25 protein-coding genes, 1 tRNA gene, 2 rRNA genes and 1 pseudogene (1 of these 29 running past the window's edge) are annotated in these 26,973 nt (G+C 71.0%); 15 read left to right on the top strand and 14 right to left on the bottom strand.

From position 1 onward, the window contains the following. Positions 1 to 353: 353 nt before the first annotated feature. The 6 genes from O7600_RS17480 to O7600_RS17505 all read left to right on the top strand — a co-directional run bounded on the left by O7600_RS17480 (position 354) and on the right by O7600_RS17505 (position 5,860). Positions 354 to 599 carry a DUF6284 family protein gene (locus O7600_RS17480; RefSeq protein WP_281588708.1) on the top strand — a complete coding sequence of 82 codons (246 nt, stop codon included), beginning with the start codon at positions 354 to 356 and terminating at the stop codon, positions 597 to 599. Continuing rightward, complete coding sequence (locus O7600_RS17485; RefSeq protein ID WP_281588710.1) at positions 599 to 973, top strand: RRQRL motif-containing zinc-binding protein; 375 nt, start codon at positions 599 to 601, stop codon at positions 971 to 973. The genes O7600_RS17480 and O7600_RS17485 overlap by 1 nt, the downstream gene beginning before the upstream one ends. After that, positions 970 to 1,776: an ABC transporter permease gene (locus tag O7600_RS17490; RefSeq protein ID WP_281588712.1), complete on the top strand. Its 807-nt coding sequence runs from the start codon at positions 970 to 972 to the stop codon at positions 1,774 to 1,776. Before O7600_RS17485 ends, O7600_RS17490 begins: the two co-directional genes overlap by 4 nt. A gap of 90 nt (positions 1,777 to 1,866) precedes the next feature. Continuing rightward, complete coding sequence (locus O7600_RS17495) at positions 1,867 to 4,089, top strand: cell division protein FtsK (RefSeq protein WP_281588714.1); 2,223 nt, start codon at positions 1,867 to 1,869, stop codon at positions 4,087 to 4,089. Between the two features lie 386 nt (positions 4,090 to 4,475). Next, entirely contained in the window at positions 4,476 to 4,766 is a 291-nt protein-coding gene (locus tag O7600_RS17500; protein ID WP_281588716.1) for a hypothetical protein, read from the top strand. 182 nt (positions 4,767 to 4,948) lie between these two features. After that, complete coding sequence (locus O7600_RS17505; RefSeq protein WP_281588718.1) at positions 4,949 to 5,860, top strand: bifunctional DNA primase/polymerase; 912 nt, start codon at positions 4,949 to 4,951, stop codon at positions 5,858 to 5,860. A 23-nt stretch (positions 5,861 to 5,883) separates the two neighbouring features. Here the strand turns inward: O7600_RS17505 and O7600_RS17510 are convergent, their stop codons facing one another. Together O7600_RS17510 and O7600_RS17515 are read right to left on the bottom strand one after the other, a co-directional pair. After that, entirely contained in the window at positions 5,884 to 6,645 is a 762-nt protein-coding gene (locus O7600_RS17510) for a hypothetical protein (RefSeq protein ID WP_281588720.1), read from the bottom strand. Positions 6,646 to 6,659: 14 nt separating this feature from the next. After that, positions 6,660 to 6,863: a hypothetical protein gene (locus tag O7600_RS17515; protein WP_281594302.1), complete on the bottom strand. Its 204-nt coding sequence runs from the start codon at positions 6,861 to 6,863 to the stop codon at positions 6,660 to 6,662. On the opposite strand from O7600_RS17515, the gene O7600_RS17520 reads away from it, so the two are divergent. From O7600_RS17520 to O7600_RS17535, 4 genes are all read left to right on the top strand, one after another. Beyond that, on the top strand, positions 6,768 to 7,415 hold the full coding sequence (locus tag O7600_RS17520; RefSeq protein WP_281594186.1) for a DNA cytosine methyltransferase: 648 nt from the start codon (positions 6,768 to 6,770) through the stop codon (positions 7,413 to 7,415). The two genes, O7600_RS17515 and O7600_RS17520, sit on opposite strands and share 96 nt — an antisense overlap. Positions 7,416 to 7,419: 4 nt before the next feature. Continuing rightward, complete coding sequence (locus O7600_RS17525) at positions 7,420 to 9,018, top strand: YfjI family protein (RefSeq protein WP_281594187.1); 1,599 nt, start codon at positions 7,420 to 7,422, stop codon at positions 9,016 to 9,018. 522 nt (positions 9,019 to 9,540) lie between these two features. Then, positions 9,541 to 9,750 carry a helix-turn-helix domain-containing protein gene (locus tag O7600_RS17530; RefSeq protein WP_281588722.1) on the top strand — a complete coding sequence of 70 codons (210 nt, stop codon included), beginning with the start codon at positions 9,541 to 9,543 and terminating at the stop codon, positions 9,748 to 9,750. Positions 9,751 to 9,767: 17 nt separating this feature from the next. Then, positions 9,768 to 10,997 (top strand): site-specific integrase, encoded by a 1,230-nt coding sequence (locus O7600_RS17535; protein WP_281588724.1) that lies wholly within the window; start codon positions 9,768 to 9,770, stop codon positions 10,995 to 10,997. Positions 10,998 to 11,083: 86 nt separating this feature from the next. Here O7600_RS17535 and O7600_RS17540 read toward each other — a convergent pair. Further along, positions 11,084 to 11,170: transfer RNA gene (locus O7600_RS17540), tRNA-Ser, on the bottom strand. Positions 11,171 to 11,245: 75 nt separating this feature from the next. On the opposite strand from O7600_RS17540, the gene deoD reads away from it, so the two are divergent. Then, the gene (gene deoD, locus O7600_RS17545; RefSeq protein WP_091568373.1) at positions 11,246 to 11,953 is read left to right on the top strand and encodes a purine-nucleoside phosphorylase; all 708 of its coding nucleotides are present in this window, start codon (positions 11,246 to 11,248) and stop codon (positions 11,951 to 11,953) included. 210 nt (positions 11,954 to 12,163) lie between these two features. Here deoD and O7600_RS17550 read toward each other — a convergent pair whose 3' ends face one another. From O7600_RS17550 to O7600_RS17565, 4 genes are all read right to left on the bottom strand, one after another. Further along, complete coding sequence (locus O7600_RS17550; RefSeq protein WP_281588727.1) at positions 12,164 to 12,772, bottom strand: nucleoside deaminase; 609 nt, start codon at positions 12,770 to 12,772, stop codon at positions 12,164 to 12,166. Further along, positions 12,762 to 13,286 carry a tRNA adenosine deaminase-associated protein gene (locus O7600_RS17555; protein WP_281588729.1) on the bottom strand — a complete coding sequence of 175 codons (525 nt, stop codon included), beginning with the start codon at positions 13,284 to 13,286 and terminating at the stop codon, positions 12,762 to 12,764. The genes O7600_RS17550 and O7600_RS17555 overlap by 11 nt, the downstream gene beginning before the upstream one ends. Positions 13,287 to 13,407: 121 nt before the next feature. Beyond that, complete coding sequence (locus tag O7600_RS17560) at positions 13,408 to 13,578, bottom strand: hypothetical protein (RefSeq protein ID WP_174528573.1); 171 nt, start codon at positions 13,576 to 13,578, stop codon at positions 13,408 to 13,410. A 72-nt stretch (positions 13,579 to 13,650) separates the two neighbouring features. Further along, positions 13,651 to 13,947: a hypothetical protein gene (locus tag O7600_RS17565; RefSeq protein ID WP_091576827.1), complete on the bottom strand. Its 297-nt coding sequence runs from the start codon at positions 13,945 to 13,947 to the stop codon at positions 13,651 to 13,653. Positions 13,948 to 14,155: 208 nt separating this feature from the next. Between O7600_RS17565 and O7600_RS17570 the strand changes: the two genes are divergently transcribed. Next, positions 14,156 to 14,908, top strand: a complete 753-nt coding sequence (locus O7600_RS17570) for a M23 family metallopeptidase (RefSeq protein WP_281588732.1) — start codon at positions 14,156 to 14,158, stop codon at positions 14,906 to 14,908. A 58-nt stretch (positions 14,909 to 14,966) separates the two neighbouring features. Continuing rightward, positions 14,967 to 16,037 (top strand): PHP domain-containing protein, encoded by a 1,071-nt coding sequence (locus O7600_RS17575; protein WP_281588734.1) that lies wholly within the window; start codon positions 14,967 to 14,969, stop codon positions 16,035 to 16,037. Between the two features lie 4 nt (positions 16,038 to 16,041). On the opposite strand, the gene O7600_RS17580 is transcribed toward O7600_RS17575, so the two are convergent. Beyond that, positions 16,042 to 17,019 (bottom strand): DMT family transporter, encoded by a 978-nt coding sequence (locus tag O7600_RS17580; RefSeq protein WP_281588736.1) that lies wholly within the window; start codon positions 17,017 to 17,019, stop codon positions 16,042 to 16,044. 144 nt (positions 17,020 to 17,163) lie between these two features. Between O7600_RS17580 and O7600_RS17585 the strand changes: the two genes are divergently transcribed. Then, positions 17,164 to 18,834: a DUF885 domain-containing protein gene (locus O7600_RS17585; RefSeq protein WP_281588738.1), complete on the top strand. Its 1,671-nt coding sequence runs from the start codon at positions 17,164 to 17,166 to the stop codon at positions 18,832 to 18,834. A gap of 63 nt (positions 18,835 to 18,897) precedes the next feature. Here the strand turns inward: O7600_RS17585 and O7600_RS17590 are convergent, their stop codons facing one another. The 3 genes and pseudogenes from O7600_RS17590 to nudC all read right to left on the bottom strand — a co-directional run bounded on the left by O7600_RS17590 (position 18,898) and on the right by nudC (position 22,448). Then, positions 18,898 to 20,439 carry a DUF6114 domain-containing protein gene (locus O7600_RS17590; RefSeq protein WP_281588740.1) on the bottom strand — a complete coding sequence of 514 codons (1,542 nt, stop codon included), beginning with the start codon at positions 20,437 to 20,439 and terminating at the stop codon, positions 18,898 to 18,900. Positions 20,440 to 20,519: 80 nt separating this feature from the next. Next, entirely contained in the window at positions 20,520 to 21,071 is a 552-nt protein-coding gene (locus O7600_RS17595; RefSeq protein WP_281594188.1) for a DUF6230 family protein, read from the bottom strand. A 452-nt stretch (positions 21,072 to 21,523) separates the two neighbouring features. Next, a pseudogene (nudC, locus tag O7600_RS17600) lies at positions 21,524 to 22,448 on the bottom strand (NAD(+) diphosphatase). Between the two features lie 185 nt (positions 22,449 to 22,633). On the opposite strand from nudC, the gene O7600_RS17605 reads away from it, so the two are divergent. After that, positions 22,634 to 24,451, top strand: coding sequence for a VanW family protein (locus tag O7600_RS17605; protein WP_281594189.1), 1,818 nt, complete (start codon positions 22,634 to 22,636; stop codon positions 24,449 to 24,451). A 65-nt stretch (positions 24,452 to 24,516) separates the two neighbouring features. Here O7600_RS17605 and O7600_RS17610 read toward each other — a convergent pair whose 3' ends face one another. From O7600_RS17610 to O7600_RS17620, 3 genes are all read right to left on the bottom strand, one after another. Beyond that, positions 24,517 to 25,143, bottom strand: a complete 627-nt coding sequence (locus tag O7600_RS17610; protein WP_281588742.1) for an NADPH-dependent F420 reductase — start codon at positions 25,141 to 25,143, stop codon at positions 24,517 to 24,519. 212 nt (positions 25,144 to 25,355) lie between these two features. Further along, a 5S ribosomal RNA gene (rrf, locus tag O7600_RS17615) occupies positions 25,356 to 25,472 on the bottom strand. 78 nt (positions 25,473 to 25,550) lie between these two features. Continuing rightward, positions 25,551 to 26,973 (bottom strand): 23S ribosomal RNA (locus tag O7600_RS17620); it runs 1,685 nt beyond the window's last position.

Below are 26,973 nucleotides of genomic sequence, written 5' to 3' on the forward strand. Positions count from 1 at the left end.
CTCTTGACCTGACTAGCCAAGCCGGCCTACCTTCATGGCGTCGAACCTGGCTAGCCAGGAACGACAAGCCGAGCGGAAGCCGGGGAAGGTGGCGCATGCGCTGCACGCCCACGGGCCGGTCGTGTGGTCGTTCATTCAGAACTTCACAGCAGAAGCGCCGCGTAGATCCGTCTGCGGCAACCCCGCCTTGAGCCACACGGTGGCCGACCCCGGTAGATCCCGGGCGAGCGGGGCGAGCGGGCCGGATCTTGGCGCGCGGCTTGGGCTTCTGCCTTTCCTTGTTCGTCCCGGGTACGGCCGGTCTGGTCGCACCCCGGGGCTTCCGACTTCAACGACTCCCCCGGAGGTTCCCCGTGCGGAAGCACCTCGCCCCCGTCACCGCCGAGCCGACCGCCGCCGACTTGGCGGCCATCGAGGCGGAGTGGCCGCTGATCGCGGCCGAGCTGGACGTACTCGACGCCGAAATCACCCTGATCTACGCCGAGGACCACGGCGGCCCGACCGTGCTGGACTGGCGGAGGCTGCGCCGGGCCGAGGCCCGAGTCACCCGCGCCGCCGCCGAGCTGGCCGCCCACCTGACCCCGCACCGCGCGGCCTGATGTCGCGCATCCGCGCCGCCTACTGGGACCCGGACGGGGCGCGGTACGGCATCCCCACCTACTGGTGGCGAGGTGCCCCGCCCGGCTACGCCACCCGCCGCCAACTGACCGCCGCCGGCCTACGGCCCGGTGGTCAGCCGATCGCCGCTCAGGTGCTCTGGCGCGGCGTCGGCGGCACCCGCGCCGCCTACCTGTACCGGGTCGACCTGGCCCGCTCGAAGCGCACCGCCACCCCCGCTCAACGGCGCGCCATCGCCACCGCGCTGACCGCCCGCCGCACCTGCCCCACGTGCGGCACGGTCCGGCCCTACTACATCCCGCGCTCGCTGGGCGAATGCCTCGCGTGCGCCTTCCCCCAGGAGGACGCAACATGACTGCCCCCACCATCAACGGCACCCGCTACCCCCAACCGGTCGAGGACCTGTTGCCCGCCGCCCGCAAGCTCACCGCCGACCTCGGCGCGGTCCCGTCGCGGAACAAGCTGATGACCGAGTTCCGCATCGGCGCGCCGAAGGCAACCGAACTGCGAGCACTGCTGCTGCCCACCCCCGCCAAGCCGGTAGCGCCTCGGCTGGACTACGCCGAGCCGATCGACCCGAACCCGCTGCCGGCCCCGGTCGTACCCGAGCCCACGCCGCCGGTCATCGCGGACCCGACGCCCGAACCGGAGATCACTCCGGCCGACCCGCCTGCCGAGGCCAGCATGGTCGGTCACCCGGACACGCCCACCCTGCCCACGCTGGCCGCGCCGGACCGTCCGGCGGTGGTGTGGCCGGTCGTGCTGCTCGCGCTGCCGGCGTTCGTGGCTATCTGGTCCGGGTGGGTCGGACTCGGCGGACTCACCGGATTCGGCGTGGTCCACCCGCTACCGGGGATCTGGGACAGCTTCTCCATCAACAGCGCGATCACCCTGCCGATCGGGGTGGAGACCTACGGCGCGTACGCGCTCTACGTGTGGCTGTCCGGTCGAATGCCGGAGCGGGCACGCCGGTTCGCCAAGTGGTCCGCGATCGCGTCGCTGCTGGTCGGCGCGCTCGGTCAGGTCGCCTACCACCTGTTGGAAGCCGCCGGGGTGGCCTCGGCCCCGTGGTGGATCACCACCGCCGTGGCCTGCCTCCCGGTGGCGGTGCTCGGCATGGGCGCCGCTCTCGCGCACCTCGTCCGCTCGCACGACTAGCCCCGCCCGGCGGCACGGCCCCTGGCTTCCCAACCTGCGCCGTGCCGCCGGTCCCCATCCGATCTGCCGACCGTTGGAGGAACCCCCATCATGACGTCCCCCCGAGACGATGACCGTTTCGACTGGCAGGCCGCCGAGCGCGACCTGACCGACCCCACCACCGGCGGCCCGGATGCCGAGGTGGTCGACCTGGACGACGCCCGCGCCCGCCGCGTGCCCCGCCCCCGCCCCGCCAACGTCGACGACACGGCCGAGGACGACGACACCGGCGACGCCGAGAGCATCGAGGACGGGCCGGGACGCCTCGGCGGCCCCGTCGACACCGCCGACGAGATTCCGCGTGACGTGCTCGCGCGGCAGCGGGAGCGTCGGCCGATTCTGGCCGAGTGGGCGCGGTCGTGGCGCGGCCTCAACGCCGCCGTGCGGCACCAGTGCAAGGACCTCGGCTATGTGCTCGCCTACCACGGCGTGCGCCTGCCGAAGTACGCCGCGAAGACGGCCGTGTGGGCTCCGGTCGGTCTGTTCCGCGGGCTCGGCCGGTCGCTGCACTGGGCCACTGCCGAAGAGGGCAACTGGCACTTGCGGCAGGCCGCCGCCTCCCGTGGTGACGCCGACACCTGGCTCAAGCTCGACGCTCGCCGCCAGCGCCAGAGCGTGTGGCGGTGGTGGGTCCTCGGAGCGGGCGCGGCCGGCACCGTGGCGGGCCTGATCGTGCTGGCCGCCGGCCCGGTGTGGTGGCGCTACGCCACGTTCGCCGTCGCGGTGCCGCTGCTGGCCACGCTCGGCCGACCGGCGGACAAGCCGATCACCGACCGGGTGTCGGAGGGCACCCGCTACCGCAAGCTCACCGCCGACCTCGTGCGCCGGGCGCTGACCTCGCTGCAAATGGCCGGCATCAACAGCGCGGTTGCCAAGGACCCGAAGGCGATCAGCTTCCCGGTCGACATTCACCGCGACGGCCCCGGCCACCTGGCCGTGGTCGACCTCCCGTACGGGGTGGAGGCCGCCGACGTTGTGGCCCGGCGGGGCAAGCTGGCCTCGGCGATGCGGCTGCCGCTGGATCAGGTGTGGCCCGAGCCCGCCCCCGGCCACACCGGACGCCTCGCGTTGTGGGTGGGGTATGAGCCGGCGGGGCAGATGAAGCAACCCGCGTGGCCGCTGCTGGGCAGCGCCGCGAAGGTGGACGTGTTCAAGCCGTTGCCGTTCGCCACCACCCCCCGGCTCGACACCGTGAGCGTTGACCTGATGTTCCGGAACTACCTGTTCGGTGGTCAGCCTGGCTCGGGGAAGACGTTCGCGTTGCGGGATCTAATCCTGGCCGCTGCCCTGGACGCCCGCGCCGAGATCCGCGGGTATGAGCTCAAGGGTGTCGGGGACTTCGCCGTCCTTGAGCCGGTGATGGCCGAGTACGGCAACGGCTTCGATGACGACACCCTTGCCCGGTGCTTCGCGTTCATCGAGTGGCTGTACGAGGAGTGCCGCCGCCGGTCCAAGCGGATCGAGCACTACGCGAGGTTGGGCAAGGCTCCGGAGAACAAGGTCACGCCGGAACTGGCGTCGCTCAAGGGGTCCGGCCTGCATCCCCTCGTTGCCTGGTTCGATGAGCTGCAAGAGCTGATGACCAGCAAGTACGGCAAGGAAGCCGGCGAAATCCTGGAAAAGGTCATCAAGCTCGGCCGAGCGCTCGGGGTGATCATCCTGATCGGTACGCAGATCCCCGACAAGGACAGCTTGCCGACCGGCATCACCCGCAACGTCAACAGTCGCTTCTGCCTCAGCGTCGCTGACCAGACGGCGAACGACATGATCCTCGGGACGTCGGCGTACAAGAACGGCTACCGGGCGACCGTCTTTCAGCCGGTGGTGGAGGCCGGGTGGGGCATCCTGCGCGGCTTCGGGCCGAAGGCGTCGGCGGTGCGGTCGTTCTACGTCGACACGACCGCCGCCGGCCGCATCGTGGCCCGCGCGGTGGCGCTGCGGACCACGGCGGGAACCCTGCCGAAGCTGGACGAGCAGACCCGCGACGTGGCCCCGGTCGCCGACGTCCTCGGGGACCTGGCGCGCGTGTGGCCGGGTGACGAGAAGGCGGCGTGGAACGAGACGCTGTGCGCGCTGCTGGCCGAGCTGCGGCCCGACCTGTACGGCGGGTGGGAGGCCGCGCAGCTCACCACCGCCCTCAAGCCGCACCCGGCGGTGAAGGTCGGCGACGTGGGTCGGCGGATCGACGGCAAGGCCACCACCCGGCGGGGCATCAAGCACGCCGACCTCCTGTCGGCGATCGCGGAGCGTGACCGCAAGCGGTCCGCCGGCTGACAACCCGGAGGGTGCTAGCGCGAGCGGCCCGATCTGCTAGCGCTAGCACCCTCGCTAGCACCCCATCCGAAACCTGAGCTGCGCGCTAGTAGCTAGCAGCTCACGGCCTCGTGCACCCGAAAACCGGCTTGGGAGGCCCTTGTGAACCCCCACCTCACCGCCGCTATCGTCCTCACCGGCATCCCCGCCACGATCACCCTCGGTTACGCGGGGCTGTGCTGGATCAGCCCGTTCAAGAAGTGCCAGCGGTGCGCCGGGAGCGGCCACACCACTACCCGCGTCCTACGTCGGCCGCGTGCCTGCCGCCGCTGCGACCGGGGACTCAGGCTGCGCACTGGGCGGCGCATCGCCAACTACTTCCACCGGCTGCGCGCTGAGGCCAACCGATGACCCGCCGCACCGGGCACACCGCGTGGTGCGGGCGGGACCACCGCTGCAACCTCGGCGAGCACCGATCCGACGAAATCGTGGTCGACGCCGGCCACGCCCGCGCCGTCCTCGTCAGGGTGCGCACCGCTGCCGGGCGCGAACACGCCGAGGTGCGAGTGCGCGTGGCGCTCGCCCCGACCGAGTTGGCGGCGCGCCGTCAGTTGGTGGGGTTGCTCGGCGACATGCGCCACGCCGTCACCGCTGCCGCGATCGCGGCCAGGCCCCGGCCGAGGCGGGCCGGGCGTTGACCGCCCGGTGGTGCGGCCACTGGGACGGCACCGCCGGCCGCTACTGCCACACCCCGGACAACCTCCGCCCCTACCTGCAAGGGCTGCGCTGCCCCGCCCACACGCCCGCCGCAGTGGCGGGGCGGCCCGAACCCCCGTCAACACCGATTCACCCGCTGATCTCCACGGAAGAGAGGCACCCCGTGCCGACCACCGACCGACTCGCCACCGCGCTCGCCCAAGCCGAACGCGGATGGCACGTCTTCCCTCTGCGCCCCGACGACAAGCGACCCGCGTTCCCCGACCACCCCGCCGACAGCTGCGCCGGCCGCGACCCCCGGTGCCGCAACGCCGGTCACCACCTGGGGTGGGAGGCGCGCGCCACCACCGACCCCGACCGCATCCGCCGCGCATGGTCGACCCGCCCCTACGGGATCGGCATCGCCTGCGGACCATCGCGGCTGGTGGTGGTCGACCTAGACGTGCCCAAGGACGACACCACCGGCCCAACCGGGCTGGACACCCTCGCCGACCTCGCCGCCCGGCACGGGACCAGCATCGAGACCACCTACACCGTGACCACCGGCCGAGGCGGCACCCACCTCTACTACCGCCACCCGACCGGCGGCCGCGACCTGCGCAACACAGCCGGCACCCTCGGGCCGATGGTCGACACGCGCGCCCACGGCGGCTACGTCGTCGCCGCCGGCTCGACTATCGCCGGACGGCCGTACATGGTCGACCTGGACACCGATACGGCGCCGCTGCCCCGGTGGCTGGCAGACCGGTTGACGCCGGCACCGCTGCCACCGCAGCGGCCGGTGGTGGTGGTCGACCTGCCCACCGACCGCACCGGCGCCTACGTTCGTGCGGCCGTGAACCGCGAGGTTCAGCGGGTGACCACGGCCGGCGAGGGTGAGCGGAACCGGTCGCTATACATCGCCGCCGTGGCGCTCGGCCAGTTGGTGGCCGGTGGGGCGCTCGCCGAGGACGATGCCCAAAGCGTGCTGGAACAGGCAGGCGTGACGGCCGGGTTGGGCACCGCCGAGGCGTTCCGCACCATCCGCTCCGGCATGGCCGCCGGCAGCAAGCGGCCTCGGCAGGTGGCGGCGTGAGCGGCCCGCGAAGCGACAACCGGTCAGTCGAACAGGGAGAGTTGGCCATCTACCTCAGGGATGACCTCCGGCTCACGGTTCGAGTCCGATCCCCTTGGTCGGATGGCCAGAGCAGGCGGAAGGTTCTGAGCCTCCTCAAGAATCAGAGCGGCCAATTCCATCGTCTGCCTGATCGAGCGAGCGTAAATGACAAGCAGGTTCTCGCGCCAAGGATCGATGGCGAATCCGCACGAAGTGCGCTGTACGAGTGGTCGCAACCATTCGGCATGTGGTCGATCAATCGCCACGAAGACGGAAGGGTGATCCGACCAGGCGTGTTCACCCACGTGCCCGCGGCAACTGGCAGCTGGAACGCAGCCAATCGAGCCCAAGACGTGCGAAAGGCCGGAAACCCCGACCTCAAGACCCTCCAGACTGAACGAACTGAGATCCATATGCTGGGCAAGCAGTTCCAGAACCGGCACGTCCTCGGGGTCTTCCGACGGGAAATCCGGGTTGTGCTCCTCAAGCACCCTGGCCAGTCGATCAAACGTCTCCTCATCGGGCGACAGCGCGTCGAGAGCCTTGGCCGCCGCCTGTTCGTCGGCGACTACTGCGGACGCCACGTGCCGCGGGACGTCGAGGATGGCCCAGACTCCACGAAAGAAACCGATGCCCTCATCATCGATATCGTCGTCGCCGGGCATCCAGTACTCGGCGTTTTCTGGCAGATCAGGGATGACGTCCAGTTCAGTCTCTGGAATCAACCGCCTCACCCCATCCAGGCCGCCCGTCAGCGCAGTCAACCACCTACCCGCCATCACATCAACCCTGGCGTCCGTTCGGGCGCTTCGGCTTTCCCGGTGGAGGTGAAGGCGGCATGAACGTGCTCGATCTGTTCGCCGGTATCGGCGGGCTGTCCCTCGGATTGCAACGGGCCGGGATGCGGATCGTCGGTCACGTCGAGATCAACCCGTTCTGCCGAGCCATCCTGCACAAGCACTGGCCGGAGGTGCCCTGCCATGACGACGTCCGCACCGCCATCACCTGGTGGCACTCAGAGCCCCGGCCCCGCGTCGATGTTGTCGCCGGTGGCTATCCCTGCCAGCCGGACTCCCTCGCAGGGCCTCGGCGCGGCACCGACGACGAACGGTGGCTCTGGCCGGAGATGGCCCGGGTTATCCACGCCCTGCGCCCCCGATACGTCATCGGGGAGAACGTCCTTGGTCACCGCACCCGGGGACTTCGTTTCGTGCTCCGAGACCTCGAACGACTCGGATACACCGTCCGCGCCGGCGTTGTCCGAGCTTGCGAGATGGGCGCCCCACACCCACGACCCCGCCTGTTCGTCCTGGCCCACGCCAACAGCCAGGGACGGCCGGCGCGGCGCTGGCTGGAACCAGCCCGGACGGCCCCTGTCCGAGCGAGCAGGTGGCCCGCTGAACCCCGAGTGGGTCGAGTGGTTGATGGGCTTCCCGGCCGGGTGGACCGAGTTACCGCCCTCGGAAACGCCGTCGTCCCCGACGTCGGCGAACGCGTCGGCCGCATCATCCTCGACCAACATGAAGGCAGGTGACCCCGTGACGCCAGCACGTCTGCACCTGGTCAGCGACCAGTCGGACAGCCGGGACGAGCCTTCCGCGGGCGGCCCGCTGTGGGATGTTCCAGTGCCCCTGACGGGGCCGAACACCGCGCCGCCGCCGTTCCCGGTCGACGTGTTCCCGCGCTGGCTCGCCGACATGGTGACCGGCACCGCCCGGTTCACCCAGACCGACCCGGCGATGGCCGGCACCCTCGCCGTCGCCGTGCTGTCCGCGTGTGCGGGTGGCCGGTTGGAAGTCGAACCGGTGGCCGGGTGGCGGGAGCCGGTGAACGTGTTCGCCGCCGTCATCGCCGGCCCCGGCGAACGCAAGTCGCCCGTGCATCGCGCGATGACCGCGCCGTTGTTCGCGGCACAGTCGACGCTCGCCGAGGCGATGCAGCCGCGCATCGCCGAGGCGGCAGCGCTGCGGGACATCGCCGACCGGCACGCCGAACAGGCCAAAGCCGCAGCGGCCAAGGCCAGCGATCCGGGCAAGCGGGATGAGGCCGCCGCCGAGGCGGTTGCCGCCGCGATCGCGGCCGAGGCGATCACCGTTCCCGGCCTGCCCCGGCTGATCGTGGACGACGCCACCCCGGAGGCATTGATTGGGTTGATGGCTGCCAACGGCGGACGCATGGCGATCATCTCGGATGAGGGGGGCATCTTCGACACCCTCGCCGGCCGCTACTCGGGCGCACCGAACCTTGACCCGTACTTGAAAGGGCACGCGGGGCAGCCGATGAGCAACGAACGGCAGACCCGCGAGGGTGCCGCGGTCGACAAGCCGGCGCTGACCGTGTGCGTGATGGCGCAACCGACCGTGCTGCGCAAGTTCGGTAGCAACGCTGACCTTGCCGGCCGTGGCCTGCCGGCCCGGTTCCTGTTCGCTCTCCCGCGATCCCTGGCCGGGTATCGGGCGGTGGACAGCGAGCCGGTGCCCGAGGCGGTGACGGCCGGCTACCGGCACCGGGTGCACGACCTGGCCGCGACGCTCGCCGAGTGGGAGGACCCGGCGGTGGTCGTTCTCACTGAGGAAGCCGGCAAGGTGCGGCGTGCCGCCGCTGAGGCCGTGGAGACGGAGCTACGGCCCGGCGGCAGCCTGCACGACATGCGGGAATGGGGCAACAAGCTCTCCGGCGCAACACTCCGGTTGGCCGGGCTGCTGCACGTCGCCCACCACCCCACCGACGCCTGGCGCCGACCGATCGACGCCGATCGGATGGCCGATGCCGTGAGACTGTCCGAGTTCTTCGCCGCGCACTACCGGGCCGCCATGACCACCATCGGCACGGATACCGCGATGGAGAACGCCCGGTACGTGCTCGGCGTGCTCACCGCCAAGGGCATGACCACCTTCACCCGCCGGGAACTGCACCGCCGCGTTTCGCGGCGGCTGCCGAAGTCGGATGAGGTGTCGGCGGTGCTCGGCGAGCTGGCCGCGCTCGGGTGGGTCCGCAACGGTGCGGGCGGTCGGTACGAGCTGCACCCCCGCGCCGTGGCAGAGGACCCCGGAAGCGTCGACACGTTGACACCCGCCCCCGGCGGAGACGTTTTCGCAGCTCAGAAGACCCGAGAGGGTGTCAGCGGGCCGCGTTGACAGCCGTTGACAGGTGTTGACAGTCCCGCCGCAGGCCCGCCCGGTGTCAACGGGTGTCAACGCCTGCCAACAGGCGGCGTTGACACCCACACATCGGCCCTCACCTGCGGAAATGCGCCAGTGTCGACCGGTTGTCAACGTGTCAACACTTCCCGACCCCTTCCCCGGCAGCGTCCGGCCCGCAGGCACCCCGAAACGGCCCGCTGAGAGCGCCTGAGACGAACACGCCCTACGCCTCACACCGAGGCACCCCAGATCTTGGCTCTACGGCGCTCTCAGCGAGCCGCTATAAGCCCTTCTGTGGCAATACCTTCCTGTTTCTCCACAAGCCACCCAGTCGCACCGAAAGGCGCTCACGGTGCGAATCAGGCCGCAGGGCACATCCGCTGAAACAGCCGCGGCGCTCACCGCCATCGCCCAAGTGCTGCACATCCAGCAGGTCAACCGTCCATACCCCGACCGCCGATCCCCGATGTTCCAGCGCATCTACCTCGACGCCACCCCGAGGAAGGACACCCACCGATGACCAGCCCCGACAACCGAGTGGTCTTGACCATCGAAGAGGCCGCGCAGCGCCTCGGCATCGGCCGGACCACCATGTACGCCCTCATCAAGGCCGGTCAGATCCGGACCGTCACCATCGGCCGCCTCCGGCGAGTTCCCACCTTCTGCCTTGACGAGTACGTGCGGAGCCTCCTGTCCGACCCGACGCAGCTCAACCGCGCCGCCTGACGAAAGGAACCCGACGGATGGGACGCAGACCCAACGGAGCATCGAGCATCTACCTCGGTGCCGACGGTTCGTGGCATGGCCGGGTGACCGTCGGCGTGAAGGACGACGGTTCGCCGGATCGTCGGCACGTCCGAGGAGAAACAGAAGCCGCGGTCATTAAGAAGGTGCGGGCGCTGGAACGGGAGAGAGACAGCGGCACCGTCCGCAAGGCCGGCCAGCGCTGGACGGTGAAAACCTGGCTGGCTCACTGGGTGGAGAACATCGCCGCCCCGGCCGTACGGGAGAACACCCTCGCGGGATACCGGGTCGCCGTCAACCGACACCTCATTCCGGGTCTCGGTGCTCATCGAATAGAGCGCTTGGAGCCGGAGCACCTGGAACGTCTCTATCGGCGCATGCAGGAGAAGGGCAGCGCCCCGGCAACCGCCCACCAGGCCCACCGCACGATCCGAACCGCGCTCAACGAGGCGGTACGCCGGGGGCACCTAGCGAAAAACCCTGCTGCGCTCGCCAAGCCTCCGCGACTGCCGGAGAGCGAGGTCGAGCCGTACACCGTCGCCGAGATACAGCGGTTCATGGCCGCCACCCGCGGCCGGCGCAACAGTGCGCGGTGGGCGGTCGCGCTCGCCCTCGGCCTGCGCCAGGGGGAAGCGCTCGGGCTCCGCTGGTCGGATGTCGACCTGGACGCCGGGACGCTGACCGTCCGACGCGGCCGGCAGCGGCCGAGGTGGGAGCACGGGTGCCGCTCACCGTGCGGCCGCAAGCACGGCGGCCACTGTCCCGACCGCCGCCAGATACGGGCCGATACCGCAGAGACCAAGTCTCGGGCCGGTCGGCGCAGCATCGGTCTCCCTGACGAGCTAGTGGCGCTGCTCCGCAAGCACCGCGACGAGCAGGACCAAGAGCGCGCCACCGCCGCCCAACTCTGGGCGGGAGGCGACTGGCTGTTCGCCACACCGACCGGCGGCCCGGTCAACCCGCGCACCGACTACGACGAGTGGAAGCGACTGCTCAAGCTCGCCGGGCTGCGAGACGGCCGACTGCATGATGCCCGGCACACCGCCGCCACGGTGCTGCTGATCCTCGGCGTGGCCGAGCGGGCGGTGATGGGCATCATGGGCTGGTCGAACTCAGCGATGGCGGCCCGGTACCAACACCTCACCGCCCAGGTGCGCCGGGACATCGCCCAGCGCGTCGGAGGGCTGCTGTGGGATAGCCCGACAGAGGACCCGAAATCGACCTCTTGAGCAGCAACTGAGACCGAAACTGAGACCACAAGCGGAACGCCCGGCCGATCCTCGCGGATCGTCCGGGCGTTTTCGCGTTTCACGAGCGGTGGCGGCGGGATTTGAACCCGCGGAGGGCGTAAACCCTCACACGCTTTCGAGGCGTGCTCCTTAGGCCACTCGGACACGCCACCGCCGACGAGGGTACAGGACCACCGGTCTGGACGCCGAACCGGTATCCCTCCGGCCGGCCTGGCAGGATCTTTGCCATGAGTACGCACATCGGCGCTGAGCCGGGAGAGATCGCCGAGCGGGTCCTGATGCCGGGCGACCCGCTGCGGGCCAAGTGGATCGCGGAGACCTACCTCGAGGAGGCCCGCTGCTACACGACGGTGCGCGGCATGCTGGGCTTCACCGGGCGGTGGAACGGCGTCGACGTCTCCGTCCAGGGTTCCGGCATGGGCATGCCGTCCGCCTCCATCTACGCTCACGAACTGGTCAACGAGTACGGCGTGAAGTCGCTGATCCGGGTCGGGTCCTGCGGGGCCCTGACCGAGGACCTGGCGCTGCGCGACGTGGTGGCGGCGATCGGCTCGTCCACCGACTCGAACATGAACCGGATGCGGTTCGACGGGCTGATCGACTACGCCCCGGTGGCCGACTTCGGGCTGCTGCGTACCTCGGTCGAGGTGGCCGAGCGGCGCGGCATCAGCATGCGGGTCGGGCCGATCCTGGCCGCGGACGCCTTCTACACCGACCGGCCGGACCTCTACGACACGCTCGCCGACTACGGCGTGCTGGCGGTGGAGATGGAGTCGGCGGCGCTCTACACGATCGCCGCCCGGTTCAAGGCCCGCGCGCTGACCATCCTGACCGTCAGCGACCACATCAAGACCGGCGAGAAGACCACGTCGCAGGAGCGTGAGCAGACCTTCGGCCAGATGGTCGAGATCGCCCTCGACACCATCATCGCCTGACCGATCCGTTCCGCCGACCGCCCCGCCACCGCCCGGTGCCGGGGCGGTCGTCGTCCGTGCGGCGACGGGTTCCGGTTCGAGCGTCATGACTCAGCGGTATAAATATGCCTCAGAGTCATACCGCCGAAAACCAGCATGCCCGACGGGCCGCGACACGCCGCGACCGACGCCGGGCACACCGGCACGACCGGCCCGGCGCGGCGCACCCGGTCAGCGGAAGAACGCGCGCAGCACCGCCGCGCTCTCCGTCTCCAGCACACCCCCGTACACCTCGGGGCGGTGCGTGACGCGGCGGTCGCGCAGCACGTCCCAGAGCGAGCCCACCGCACCCGTCTTCGGCTCCCACGCCCCGAACACCACCGTCGAGACCCGGGCCAGCGCGATCGCACCGGCGCACATGGTGCACGGCTCCAGCGTCACCACCAGGGTGCATCCATCCAGCCGCCAGCGGCCCAGCCGCCGCGCGGCCCGGCGCAGCGCCAGCACCTCGGCGTGCGCTGTCGGGTCGCCGGTCAGCTCCCGCTCGTTGCGCCCGATCGCCAGCTCGGCGCCGTCGGGGGCGTACAGCACGGCGCCGACCGGCACGTCGTCGGCGTCCTCGCCGGGGGTGTCGCTGTCCGGGCCAGTCACCGCGACCTCCAGGGCCCGACGCATCCACAGCTCGTGCCGCTGCCGGCGACCCAGCTCGCCGAGCCCGGCCAGCCACTCGTCGGCACCCGGCCCCGCGCCCGGCGGCCCCACCGTCTCCAACGCCGGATCGGTGGCGTCGACCGGTTCCGCCGCGCCGGGGGTGACCGACCCGCCCGGCTCAGACCTCACGCAGCTCCTCGACGTCGTCCGCGCAGCCGAGCACCTGGCAGATCTCGGCGGTGACGTCCGCCGGCATGGAACCCTCGTGGGCGCAGAGCGCGAGCAGCTTCTGCGCCGGGATGCCCAGGTCGGCGAGGAGGTCGGCGTCACCCACCGGGTCGGCCTCCGGGTCCACGGCCGGCTGCTCGCTGTCCTCGTCGCCGCCGGTCGGGCGCGGCTCGTCGACGTCCTCCAGCCCGGTGACCGAGGTCTTCAGGTCGCCCACCAGCAGCGCGCCCAGCCGGGACTCCTCCGCGTAGGCCGAGTCGGAGCCGAAGACCCGCAGGTCCTCCCCCTCGTCCAGGCGCAGGATCACCAGGTACGTGTCGTCCGCCTCGACGAACAGCAGGGAGAGGTCGGCGTCCGGCTCGACGTCGCGCAGCCGGTCGGCCGCCTCCTCGATGTCGGTGACGCCCCGCAGGCTCACCTCGCCGGCGGTCCAGCCACCGTCGACGCGCGCCACGGCAGCAGCGAAGTACGACACGGTCCCCCCAAGTTGGCCTCGGCAGCACGCCGACACGTCACGCGATGCACGTTAACCGGTCGGGTCGGCGGGCGACCGGTCAACGCCCCGTAAGGGGCCGGCCGTTCCTGGAGAAAGTGGTTCAGCCGGCGACGCGGCGGCGGGTGGCGATCAGCTGGCGCAGCCGCTCGGAGCGCGCCCGCTGCGGCCGTTCGCGCTGCTGTACCGCGCGGGCACCGGCCAACTCGGCGAGGAGCTGCAGGCGACGGCGGCTCCGCTCGGGGTCGAGCCGCGGCGGTGTGGTCCAGGCCATACCGCGAGCGTGAACCGTCACCACGCGTTCGTCAAGATGGTCTTCGCTACGCAGCGAAACCGGCACCCAAGGTCACCAGAGCGGCCAGTCGCCGGACTGCGCCCACCGCACCGCGACGACCGCGGCGGCGATGCTCCAGCCGCCCGCGGTGACGATGGCCACCCCGGTCGCCACCCCGCGGTCGCCGTGGCGGACCAGCGCCGCGGCGGCCGCCCAGGCCACCCCGCCGGCGAACAGCGTCCACCACGCGTAGCCGGGCACATCGCGGCCGACCAGCCCGAACAGCAGCAGCCAGGCGAACGCGGCCACCGCGCCGACCGCGACGCCCCCGCCGGTGACCGGGTGCGGTTCGCGGTAGCTGGGCCGCATCGGCCCGCCGGACGGGAAGAGCCCCGACGGCGTACGCGGCGGCGGGTGCGCCACCCCCGGACCGGGCCCGTCGGATACGCCGTACCACCCGTTCGCCACCGCTGCCCCCTTCCCCGACGCCCCACCTCGGCAATCACGCACAGTCACCGATCGATGCGGCCGGCTCTCGGCGTTCGTCCCCACGGTAGTGGTCTGCCAGGATGATCGGATGCGCTCGCCATCGATCGGACGCCGCGCGCGTCCGGCGTACCCGGTCCTGCTGCTCGTGGCGGCGCTGGCCGCCGGGTGCGACCGCCCCGCCGCGCCCGCCGACGCCTGGCGGGACCCGAGCCCGATGGTGACCGCCGCGCAGCCGGCCGAGCCTGCGAGTCCCCGCCCGATCCCGCCGGCCGCCTCCTCCGCTGCCCCGACGCCGACCCGCACCGACGTACGGCGGGTCTTCCCGGTCCGGGCCGGCAACGTCGACTACCACCCGACGCACGGCGGCTATCCGGGCACCGACCTCTTCGCCGACTGCGGCGAGCCGGTCGTGGCGGTCACCGACGGCGTAATCCTGGAGGTCAGCCGGGTGGACCGGTTCGACAAGCGTGGGCCGCTCGGGCCGAACAACGGCGGACTGTCGGTGTCGCTGCTCGGCGACGACGGGGTGCGCTACTACGGCTCCCACCTGAGCGCGATCACCGCCGGCGTCGACGCCGGCGTCCGCGTGCGCGCCGGCCAGCAGCTCGGCAAGGTGGGCCGCACCGGCAACGCCAACAACGTCTGCCATCTGCACTTCGGGCTCTCGCCGAAGTGCACCGGCACGAGCGACTGGTGGATCCGGCGGGGTGTGGTCTGGCCGGCGCCCTACCTGAACTCCTGGCGTAAGGGCGGCAACCGGTCGCCGGTCGCCGAGGTCACCGCCTGGCAGCGCAAGCACGGCTGCCCGACGTCGCCCGGCCGGTCGACCACCGGCGGCTGACCCCGACGCGCGGTGCGGGGCCACCCGGCGGGCGGCGCGAGCGCGTAGGTTCCAGGGCATGACTGCCCGGGACCCCATCGCCGACCTGCGCCGGATCGCGTTCCTGCTGGAGCGGGCGAACGAGGCCACCTACCGGGTGCGGGCGTTCCGGTCGGCCGCCGCGGCGCTCGGCGCGCTGCCCGCCGGGGAGGTGGCGGAGCGGGCCCGCGCCGGCAAGCTGACCGAGCTGGCCGGCGTCGGTGACGTGACCGCCCGCTGTGTCGTCGAGTCGCTGGCCGGCGAGGAACCCGTCTACCTGCGCCGGCTGGTCGCCACCGAGGGCACCGACCTGGACGAGGAGGCGGCGCGGCTGCGGGACGCGTTGCGCGGCGACTGCCACACCCACTCCGACTGGTCCGACGGCGGCTCCCCGATCGAGGAGATGGCGCTGGCGGCGGTCGAGCTGGGGCACGAGTACGTGGTGCTCACCGATCACTCGCCCCGGCTCAAGGTGGCCCGGGGTCTCACCGCCGACCGGCTGCGCCGGCAGCTCGACCACGTGGCCGCCGTGAACGAGGCGCTGCCGAAGGGCTTCCGCATCCTCACCGGCATCGAGGTCGACATCCTCGCCGACGGCTCGCTGGACCAGGACGACGAGCTGCTCGCCCGGCTGGACGTGGTGGTCGGCTCGGTGCACAGCGGCCTGAGCGACGACCGGGCGCGGATGACCCGCCGGATGCTGGCCGCGATCGGCAACCCGCACCTGGACATCCTCGGCCATTGCACCGGCCGGATGGTCTCGTCCCGGCCGGCGGGCGTGACCGGGCCGGGCGACCGGGGCCACCGGGCCCGCACCCGCAAGGAGAGCGAGTTCGACCCGGACGCCGTCTTCGCCGCCTGCGCCGAGCACGACGTCGCCGTCGAGATCAACTCCCGGCCGGAGCGGCAGGACCCGCCGAAGCGGTTGATCCGCCGGGCGCTGGAGGCCGGCTGCCTATTCGCGATCAACACCGACGCGCACGCGCCCGGGCAGCTCGACTGGCAGCGCTTCGGCTGCGAGCGGGCGGCGCGTTGCGGCGTACCGGCGGACCGGGTGGTCAACACGTGGACGGCCGCCCGCCTGGTGAAGTGGACGGCGGGCCGGGGCTGAGCGGTCAGCCCCGGGCGGCCGGCTCGACCGTGCGGGCCGCGGGGGCCACCGGTTCCGGCCGGCGTCCACGCCTGCCGAACAGGCCCTGCGCGACCGCCACCCCGACGAGCACCACCAGCGCGCCGACCGGTTGGTGCCAGTTCATCCGCTCGCCGAGCACCACCGCGCCGACCAGCACCGCGAACACCGGGATCAGGTAGGTCACCGTGGACGCCGTGCTCGCCCCGGCCAGCCGGATGTTGCGCATGTTGATCACGAAGGCCAGCCCGGTGCCGAGCGCGCCGAGCGCGAGCACGCTGGCCACCACCCGCAGCGACAGGCCGGTCGGCATCGGTGGTGCCCCCGCCACCAGCGGCGCGACCAGCGCGAGCTGCGCGGTGGCCACGAGCAGTTGCGCCGCCGACAGCGACAGCCCGGAGTGCGCGCTGCCCGCGATGAACTTCTTCTGGTACGGGATCGCCAGGCCGTAGCAGGCCGCCGCCCCGAAGCACATGAGCTGGCCGGTGAAGTGGGCGCCGCCCACGCCCTCCCAAACGCCGAGGACCACCAGCACGCCGATGAAGCCCAGCCCCAGCCCGACGGCCCGCCGAGCGGTCAGCCGCTCGGTGCGGAACACCAGCACGGCCAGCGGCAGCACGATCAGCGGAGTGGTGGCGTTCCAGATGCCGGCCAGCATCGACTCGACCCGCTGCTCGCCGAAGCCGAAGAGGGTGAACGGCAGCGCGACGCCGAACGCGGCCACCACCGTCATGTGGGCCCAGACCCGCGGCTCGCGGGGCAGCCGGTCGCGCAGCACGGCCAGCACCACCAGAAGCGTGACCGCGCCGGTGGCGACCCGGAAGAGGGTGAGGTGCACGGGGTGCAGCTCGGTCACCCCCACCTTGATGAACAGGAAGCTGGAGCCCCAGATGGCGGCGAGCGCGACGAACCCGGGCAGCCAGCTCCGCAGCGGCGCACGGTCAGGAGTGGTCTCGACTGTCACCCCTGACACTCTGCCCCCGGGGTACGACGATGTCGCGCGAAATTCAGACGCCGTGTCGACCACCACAGCAACCGTCGGGTCGCCCCCGACGAACACGGCAAACGCTGTCGACACCGGGGTGGCCCGGTCACGTAGGGTTCGCCCGTGGGACGAATCGATGACCTCGCCAACCGGTACGTGGCCGAGTGGGCTCCGCTGAGCCCGACCGGTGCCACCTACGTCGGCATCGCCGGCTACGACGACCAGCTCGACGACCTCACGCCGGACGGCTACGCGGCCCGGGCGGACCTGGTCCGGCGCACGCTGGGCCAGCTCGACGTCGCCGAGCCGGAGACCGAGGCGGAGCGGACCGCCAAGGAGGCGATGCAGGAACGCCTCGGCCTGGAACTCGCCCGGCACGACGCCGGTGAGACCACCAGCGAGATCAGCGTGATCGAGAGCGGGCTGCACGAGATCCGGATGGTCTTCGACCTGATGCCGACCGACGGCGAGGAGGCGAAGGCCAACGTCGCCACCCGGCTCAACCGCTTCGCCTCGGCACTGGACGGCTACAAGCGCACGCTGCGCGAGGCCGCCGCCGAGGGCCGGGTCAGCTCGCGGGTGCAGCTCGTCGAGGTGGCCAAGCAGTGCGACGTCTGGGTCGACCCGGAGGGCGACAACTTCTTCCACGGCCTGGTCGAGCGGCTCGACGCGGACGGCGCGCTCGGCGCGGAGCTGCGCAAGGGCGCCGCCGCCGCGACCGCGGCCACCGCCGAGTTCGGTCAGTTCCTCCGCACCGAGCTGGCTCCGGTGGGGCGGGAGAAGCAGGCCGCCGGCCGGGAGCGCTACGAGCTGGCCTCGCAGTACTTCCTCGGCGCCAAGGTCGACCTGGACGAGACGTACGCCTGGGGGTTCGCGGAGCTGGCCCGCCTGGAGGCCGACATGCGGATCGTGGCCGGGCAGATCGCCGGTCCGGGCGCGACGGTCGACGAGGCCGTCGCCGCGCTCGACGCCGACCCGGCGCGGACCGTGCGCGGCAAGGAGGCGTTCCGCGACTGGATGCAGGAGCTCGCGGACAAGGCGATCACCGAGCTGAACGGCACCCACTTCGACATCCCGGAGCAGGTCCGCCGGATCGAGTGCCGGTTGGCGCCGACGAGCGACGGGGCCATCTACTACACCGGCCCGAGCGAGGACTTCTCCCGCCCGGGTCGGATGTGGTGGGCGGTGCCGCAGGGCATCACCGACTTCTCCACCTGGCGCGAGGTGACCACCGTCTACCACGAGGGCGTGCCCGGCCACCACCTCCAGGTCGCCCAAACCGCCGTCCGGGCCGACCTGCTCAACCGCTGGCAGCGGCTGCTCTGCTGGGTCTCCGGGCACGGTGAGGGGTGGGCGCTCTACGCCGAGCGTCTGATGGACGAGCTGGGCTACCTGGCCGACCCGGGCGACCGGCTCGGCATGCTCGACGGGCAGGCGCTGCGCGCGGCCCGGGTCATCGTCGACATCGGCATGCACCTGGAGCTGGAGATCCCGGCGGACAACCCGTTCGGCTTCCACCCGGGCGAGCGCTGGACGCCGGAGCTGGGCTGGGAGTTCATGCGGGCGCACTGCCGGGTGCCGGACGAGAACCTGCGGTTCGAGCTGAACCGCTACCTGGGCTGGCCGGGTCAGGCGCCCTCGTACAAGGTGGGCGAGCGGATCTGGTTGCAGGCGCGGGAGGAGGCGAAGGCCCGCAAGGGCGCCGACTTCGACCTGAAGGAGTTCCACCGCCAGGCGCTCGACCTGGGGGCGCTGGGGCTCGACCCGCTGCGCCGGGCGCTGGCCCGCCTCTGAGCACGGCGACGGCCGGGAGTCGGAGTTTCCTCCGGCTCCCGGCCGTTCCGCTGTCCGCGCCGGTCAGGCCAGGTCGACCCGGAGCACCGGTCGGGCGGTGAGCGACTTGGAGTTCTCGTACGCCAGCTCGATCACCGGGTCGGTGAAGCTGATCGGGATCGGCGAGGTGATCGGGATGCCGTCCGGGAAGGGCAGGTCCGGCGTCAGCGTGATCTTGATGCCGAGCAGGTAGCCGACGAACCGGGTGGCGTAGAAGGCGACGTCGCCCTCGACGGTGAGCCGGTCGGTCACGTACCGCTGCTTCTTGCCGGCCGGGCCGCTGGCCAGCAGCGTGAAGTCGTCGGTGACCGCCTTGTCCATGGTGAACTTCAGGCACTTGAGCGTGCCGTCGCGGGTGGGCAGCTCGACGATGCCCTCGAAGCGCAGCCCGGTCATCGTGACCTTGGATCCGGTGAGCCGGGACGGCGGGTCGGCGACGAGCGGCTGGTTGGGGTCCGCGGCCAGCTTGGGCAGCGGCTTGCCCTCCTCGACCGGCTTCGGCTTGGTCGGGGCCGGCTTGTCGTCGTCGCAGTCGGCGCCCGGCTTGGCCGGGGTCGACGGCTTGGCGCTGCCGCTGGGCTTCGGCGTGGCGCTACCACTCGGGGTCGCCGCGGCGGCGGCCACGGCCGACGCGGACGGCGACGGCGACGCCTTGTCGTCGTCACCGCCGGTGAACAGGCCGGTGATGCCGTCGACGATGTCGGTCAGCAGGTTGCCGTCGTTCTCCTCCGCCGGCTCGGCCGGCGCGGCCGGCGCGGTCGTGCTCGGACTGGCCGACGGGGTCGCCGTCGGGGTCTTCGAGGCGGACGGCTTGGGTGCCGGAGCCGAGGTGGTCGGGCAGGCCGCCGGTGCCGCGATCGCCGGCCGTTCGTCGCGGATCGCGACCAGCCCGGCCACGGAGACGGCGAGGACCAGCAGGATCGCGTACGCCCGGGGCGGCTGCCCGGGGCCGCGCGGCGTGTCCACGGGCGGCGTGTCCACAGCCGGTTCCGCCGGGGCCGATTCGCGCAGCGGGTTGCGCGGCTCCGGCAGGGTGTCGGTGAGCACCCCGGTGGTGTCGTCCTCCCGCTGCCGGGGCAGCAGCTCGTCGACCAGGGCCGGCTCCGGCTCGTCGACGGGCTCCTCGACCGGCTCGTCGTCGGCCGGTTCCGCCGGGGGCACGTCGGCGGCCGGAGCCTTGCGCGGCACCCAGGCGAAGCCGAGCGCGCTGCCGACCATGCCGAGCAGCAGGCCGATGAAGAAGCCGCCGAGGTTCACGCCGATCAGCGAGTAGAGCGCGGTGATCGCCGCGACCACCGCGTAGAACATGCGCTGCGCCGGGCTGAACCAGAGCAGCATGCCGCAGGCCACGAGGATGGTGGGGATGAGCCAGGACAGGAAGCCGGTGGGCCCCATCTGGAAGGTGAGGCCGTTGAGGCTCAGCTGGGTGGTGGCGAAGATCTCCAGGCCGGCCAGGGTGGTGAAGAGCCCTCCCCAGAACGGCCGCGCCCGGCGCCACCGGCGGAAACCACGCCACGCCTGGCCGAGCCGACCGGGCCGGGCCTGTTGCGTTTCGGCGGTTGTCACGTACTCCTCCTGGCGGTGCTGACGGGGTGAGACATGGTCGAGGCCCGCGGAGGGCGCCCTCCGCGGGCCTCGAGTTCAGATCAGAAGCATTCCTTGGCGTCCTTGCCCACGTTGACCTTGAGCTTCAGGCCGTTGAGGGTGAAGACGCCGGCACTGGTGGAACGGGCCACCTGCTCCAGGTCCGTGATGGTCACCGAGTCGGCGCTCTGGCCGAAGGACTTCGGCACGACCGGCTGCGCCGGGTTCATGTCCGCCGCGTCCCGGCCGATCTTGATGTTCTCGAACCGGGCGTCGCCCGCGAGCGAGTCCATGTCGATCAGCAGGTTGGTCGCGGTGGCCGGCTTGCCGCCGCCACCGGCGTTGATGGTCAGCACGATCGGCACGCCGGGGATGCTGGCGTTGACCGACTGGCAGAGGTCGTAGAGCTTGGCGTCGGCGATCTCGGAAACGGCCACCGGGTGCTGGGTGCCGTCCGACTCCTTGGCGATGCCGCCGTACTGCTTGAAGCCGGTGCCCTCCAGCTTCGAGGCGCCGACCTTGAAGGTCTGGCCCGACACGGCGAACGAGGCCGCGATGGCGCCGTTGGCCATGCCCAGCACGATGCCGCCGGCCACGACGGTCGCCGGCACCATCACCGCGGCGAAGCGCCGCCAGCGGGTGCCGCCACTCAGCTCGCGGTTCTCCGATTCACTCACAAGGTCCTCCTCGACGGGGGTGCGTCTCCGGACGCGGGACGCGACGCGGGACGGGAAAGCTGCGGGGCGGCGCGGGTGCCGTTGTGCCGAACGGGCCGCGCGGTCGCGGATTGGATGCTCTCGCGAAGCGACAGACCTCACAAGCCCCTTGCTACTGGCGGGTAACACAGCTGTGGTATCAAGATCGCCTACGGTTACCATCGGTTAACGTCCCGGCGACAAGCGGGCCAGGGCAAACCGGCGCTATTACGACACGATGGCGCAGAGGTTTCACCTGTGGTAGTGGCCACCGGCAAACATCACAGTTCGGTAACGGCGAGCTGACAAGCCGCTGAGGGTGAGGTGCCGATCACCCTTCCGGCCGGCCTACGCCGACGACCGGAGACCGGTCAGCTCCGGCCGTCCAACCACGACCCCAGCAGGTGGCGGTCGATCGAGTCGATCCGGCCGAGCGAACGACCGGCGGCGGCCCGGGCACGCAACTCGTCCCGGGTGAACCAGCGCGCCTCCACCACTTCCTCACCGTCGACCCGGATCCTCGTCGACGCCGCCGTCGCCCGGAAGCCGACCATCAGCCCGGCCGGGAACGGCCACGCCTGCGAACCCTGGTAGACCACCCCGCGCACCGCGATCCCGGCCTCCTCGACCAGCTCCCGCCGAACCGCGTCCTCCAGGCTCTCGCCGATCTCCACGAAACCGGCCAGCAGCGACCACGAGTCCTCGCCGGCGCCACGATGCCGGGCCAGCAGGCAGCGCTCCGGCTCACCGGACGCCTCCACCAGCATGATCACCGCAGGTTCGATCCGGGGAAAGAGCAGCCGACCGCACCCGGCCGGTGCAGGCCCGGGTGTGCCCGCCCGCCCCGGCGACCGTCGCCGCACCGCACGCACCGCAGAACCGCTGACCCCGGTGCCAGTGCAACAACCCCTTCGCGTACGCCTGGACGGCCGCCTCGGCCGCCCCCAGCCCGCCCACCAGGGCCCGGACGTCCACCGCCTCGACGGCGCCGGCCAGGTCGCGGGCCTCGCCCTCGGCGCGGCCGGAGAGGTCGGCGGCGAAGACCGCCCGGCCCTCCGCCAAGCCGAGGAAGACCGTCTCGTCGGCGGCGGCGAGCAGGCCGGCCGCACCGACCACCGCCGGTCGCACCGGCGTCCGCCCGGCGTCGACGAGGCACCGGTCCCGCCACAGCGGCAGCACCACGCTCTCCGGATCGGTCAACCGACCGGCCAGCCAGGCCGGGTCGCCGCGCAGCGCCGCCGCCCGGTCCAGCCACCCACCGCCGTACGCGGCCACCACCCGGTCATCCGTCCGCACCCGCCCACCGTGCCACGACCAGCCATGGAGCGGGGACCCGAAACGGGTGACAGGTACGACACCGGCACTCGCCCGACACGACTGCCGGCCGGAGACTCCCGACCGGCTCGACCGTTGGTTACCGTAGGTGTCTCCCGCGGGGGAAGCGGTCCCCGCGTGTCTTTCCGATCGAGGTTGCAGTGACGATGTACGGCGAGAAGATGCCGGCTGCCGACGACCGGCCCACCATCAAGGTGGCGGCGGTGAGCTGGCCCGGCGTCGAGCTGGAGCCGGTCGCCACACCGCCCGACACGGGCGGCGGGAAGAAGCCCGGGCGGTCCCGGCGCGGCCGGCTGCTGCTGGCCGGCGGGCTCACCGCCGCCGTGCTCGCCGCGGGCGTGGGCGTGGGCGCCTACGCCTACGCCGGCGACGTGCCCCGCGGCACCACCGTGCTCGGCACCGAGCTGGGCGGACGGAGCCGGGCGGACGCGGCCCGGGCGCTCCGCGCCGAGCTGGAGCGCCGCGCCGACACGCTGACCGCCCCGCTCACGGTAACCGTGGGCGAGAAGAAGACCGAGCTGAACCCCGCCGACGTCGGGCTCGCCATCGACGTGGACGCCACCGTCGCGGCGGCCGCAGCCGCCGACGCACACGCGGTCAGCCGGCTCGTCGGGTCCCGCACGGTCGAGCCGGTGGTGACCGTCGACCCGGCCCGACTGGAGGCCGCCCTGCGCAAGGCGATGGGCTCCCAGGGCCGGGAGATGACCATGCCGGCCATCATCTGGACCGGCACCACCCCCAAACCGGTCTACCCGAAGCCGGCGCTGACCGTGGACGCGCCCGGCGCGACCGAGGCGGTCAAGTCCGGCTGGCTCGCCGCCCGGCCGGTCACCGTGCCGCTGGTGGAGAAGTGGCCGGCGACCACCCGCGAGGAGGTCGACCGGCTCGTCGCCGAGCTGGCCCGGCCGGCCGTCTCCGCACCCGTCACGCTCACCACCGACGGCGGGTCGGTGACCATCCCGCCCGCCGCCATCGCCCGGTCGCTGCGCTTCTCGGCCGACGACGCCGGGACGCTCACCCCCCGGGTCGACGTCAAGCGGCTGCGTGCCGCGCTCGGCGGCAAGCTGGCCACGCTCGAGGTGGAACCGCGCGACGCCGGGCTGACCATCAGCGGCGGCAAGCCCAAGGTGGTGCCGAGCCGCGCCGGCCGCCAGGTCGACGCCGCCGCGCTCGGCCCCGCCCTGCTCGCGGTGCTGCCCAGGTCGACCGGCCGCTCGGTCAGCGCCGAGCTCAAGCCGGCAGCGCCGGAGCTGACCGAGGCCGCGCTCGCGGAGCTGGGCATCACGGAACGCGTCTCCACCTTCACCACCCAGTTCACCGGCGGCCTCTCCTCACCGCGCAGCCAGAACATCGTCCAGGCCGCGAAGGACGTGGACGGCACGATCGTGAAGCCGGGGGAGACCTTCTCGCTCAACGGCCACACCGGTGAGCGTGGCTACGACCAGGGCTACCAGGACGCGCCGACGATCGTGGGCGGCAAGCTGGTGCCGGGGGTGGGTGGCGGTGTCTCGCAGTTCACCACCACGCTGTTCAACGCGACCTACTACGCCGGGATGCAGGACGTCGAGCACAAGCCGCACTCGTTCTACTTCAGCCGCTACCCGGCCGTGATCGAGTCGACCATCTACTGGCCCCAGCTCGACTTCAAGTTCCGCAACAACACGCCGCACGGCGTGCTCATCGACACGTCGTACACGTCCAGCACGATCACCGTGTCGATCTGGAGCACCAAGATCTACGACAGCGTGAAGACCGAGTACGGCCCGCGTCGGAACATCACCCAGCCGAAGACCGTCTACCTCAAGCCCGGACCGGACTGCATCGCCGCGGCGGGCAGCGTGGGATTCGCGCAGGACGCCTACCGGGTCATCAGGAAGGACGGCAAGGTGATCAAGCGGGAGAAGTTCAGCTGGCGCTACGACCCGGAGCCGCGCTTCATCTGCGCGCCCGAGCCGGGCGCCTGACCCGCACACACGACGAGGCCCCGCCCGGCATGGCCGGCGGGGCCTCTCGCTGTCCTCAGTGGTTCTCAGGGCCGCGCCGCGGCCAGGCCCTCCCGTACGCCGTCCGCGTCGCGGTCGGTGCCGTAGACCGGCGTGTCCGGCTGCTGGCGCCAGCTCTCGTCCAGCGTGCCGGCGTCCACCGGGTCGAACCCCAGCTCGTCGACCAGCCCCATGACGATCCGCTTGGCGTCCGCGTCGTCGCCGGCCACCGGCAGGGCGATGCGGCCCGCGGCGCCCGCCGGCTTGCCGTTGTCCATCAGGTGCGCGGCCTGGATGTTGTTGAAGACCTTGACCACCCGGGCGCCCTTGAGGTGGTCCGCCGTCCAGCGGCTGGAGCTGAGGCTCCGGTCCAGCAGCTCCGGGATGTCACCGTCGCGCTGGGAGTAGTAGTTGTTCGCGTCGACCACGAGCTTGCCGTCGAAGAGCGCCGCCGGCAGCTGCGGCACCGCCTTGAGCGGGATCGCGATCACCACCAACTCCGCACCCTGCACGGCTTCCTCCAGCCCGGCCGCCCGCGCGCCCGTCTCGGCGGCGAGGTCGGCGAGGCTCTCCGGCCCGCGCGAGTTGGCCACCGTCACGTTGTGGCCCAGTGAACTCAGACGACGGGTGAGGGTGCCCCCGATGTGCCCCGACCCGATGATTCCGATCTCCATGACCACTCCTGTACCCCGGCCGGTCCGTCCCGATCACGAACCCGCCGTACGCCACGTCACGTTTCCTCAAGCCGCCAGGAGCGGCAGGGCGCACGGAGGGATCCCTGATCGACGGTACGAGACACCCCGGGCCGGCCGTGGTGATTCCGGTCGGACCGGCGGGAGAAATGCGTCAGGGCCACCCCGTGCGGGGTGGCCCTGAGCTGAAGATTGTCCGGCGGTGTCCTACTCTCCCACACCCTCCCGAGTGCAGTACCATCGGCGCTGGAGGGCTTAGCTTCCGGGTTCGGAATGTTGCCGGGCGTTTCCCCTCCGCCATGACCGCCGTAACTCTATGAACATGTCAACCAACCCACACAGGTGGATGGTGTTTGTTCAGAGTTGCACAGTGGACGCGTAGCAGCTTGGTAGTCAAGTCCTCGGCCTATTAGTACCGGTCAACTGAACCCGTTACCGGGCTTACATTTCCGGCCTATCAACCCAGTCGTCTAGCTGGGGGCCTTACCCCACAAAGTGGGTGGGATACCTCATCTTGAAGCGAGCTTCCCGCTTAGATGCTTTCAGCGGTTATCCCTTCCGAACGTAGCTAACCAGCCGTGCCCCTGGCGGGACAACTGGCACACCAGAGGTTCGTCCGTCCCGGTCCTCTCGTACTAGGGACAGCCCTTCTCAAGTATCCTACGCGCACGGCGGATAGGGACCGAACTGTCTCACGACGTTCTAAACCCAGCTCGCGTACCGCTTTAATGGGCGAACAGCCCAACCCTTGGGACCTGCTACAGCCCCAGGATGCGACGAGCCGACATCGAGGTGCCAAACCATCCCGTCGATATGGACTCTTGGGGAAGATCAGCCTGTTATCCCCGGGGTACCTTTTATCCGTTGAGCGACACCGCTTCCACATGCCAGTGCCGGATCACTAGTCCCGACTTTCGTCCCTGCTCGACCTGTCAGTCTCACAGTCAAGCTCCCTTGTGCACTTGCACTCAACACCTGATTGCCAACCAGGCTGAGGGAACCTTTGGGCGCCTCCGTTACCCTTTAGGAGGCAACCGCCCCAGTTAAACTACCCACCAGACACTGTCCCTGAACCGGATAACGGTCCGAAGTTAGATACCCAAATCAACCAGAGTGGTATTTCAAGATTGCCTCCACCCATACTGGCGTATGGACTTCACCGGCTCCCACCTATCCTACACAAGCTAATTCAGATACCAATGTCAAGCTATAGTAAAGGTCCCGGGGTCTTTCCGTCCTGCCGCGCGTAACGAGCATCTTTACTCGTAATGCAATTTCGCCGGGCCTGTGGTTGAGACAGTGGGGAAGTCGTTACGCCATTCGTGCAGGTCGGAACTTACCCGACAAGGAATTTCGCTACCTTAGGATGGTTATAGTTACCACCGCCGTTTACTGGCGCTTAAGTTCTCCGCTTCGCCCCGAAGAGCTAACAGGTCCCCTTAACGTTCCAGCACCGGGCAGGCGTCAGTCCATATACATCGAATTACTTCTTCGCATGGACCTGTGTTTTTAGTAAACAGTCGCTTCCCCCTGCTCTCTGCGGCCATACAACGCTCCACCCGCGCGGGGCTTCACGTCTCCGGCCCCCCTTCTCCCTAAGTTACGGGGGCAATTTGCCGAGTTCCTTAACCACAGTTCGCCCGATCGCCTCGGTATTCTCTACCTGACCACCTGTGTCGGTTTGGGGTACGGGCCGCTCAGAACTCGCTAGAGGCTTTTCTCGGCAGCATAGGATCACTGACTTCACCTGAATCGGCTCGGCATCACGTCTCAGCCTCAATGCACCGCGGATTTGCCTACGGTACGGCCTAC

Origin of the sequence: Micromonospora sp. WMMA1998, from assembly GCF_027497375.1 — a bacterium.
Classification (GTDB): Bacteria; Actinomycetota; Actinomycetes; order Mycobacteriales; family Micromonosporaceae; genus Micromonospora; species Micromonospora sediminicola.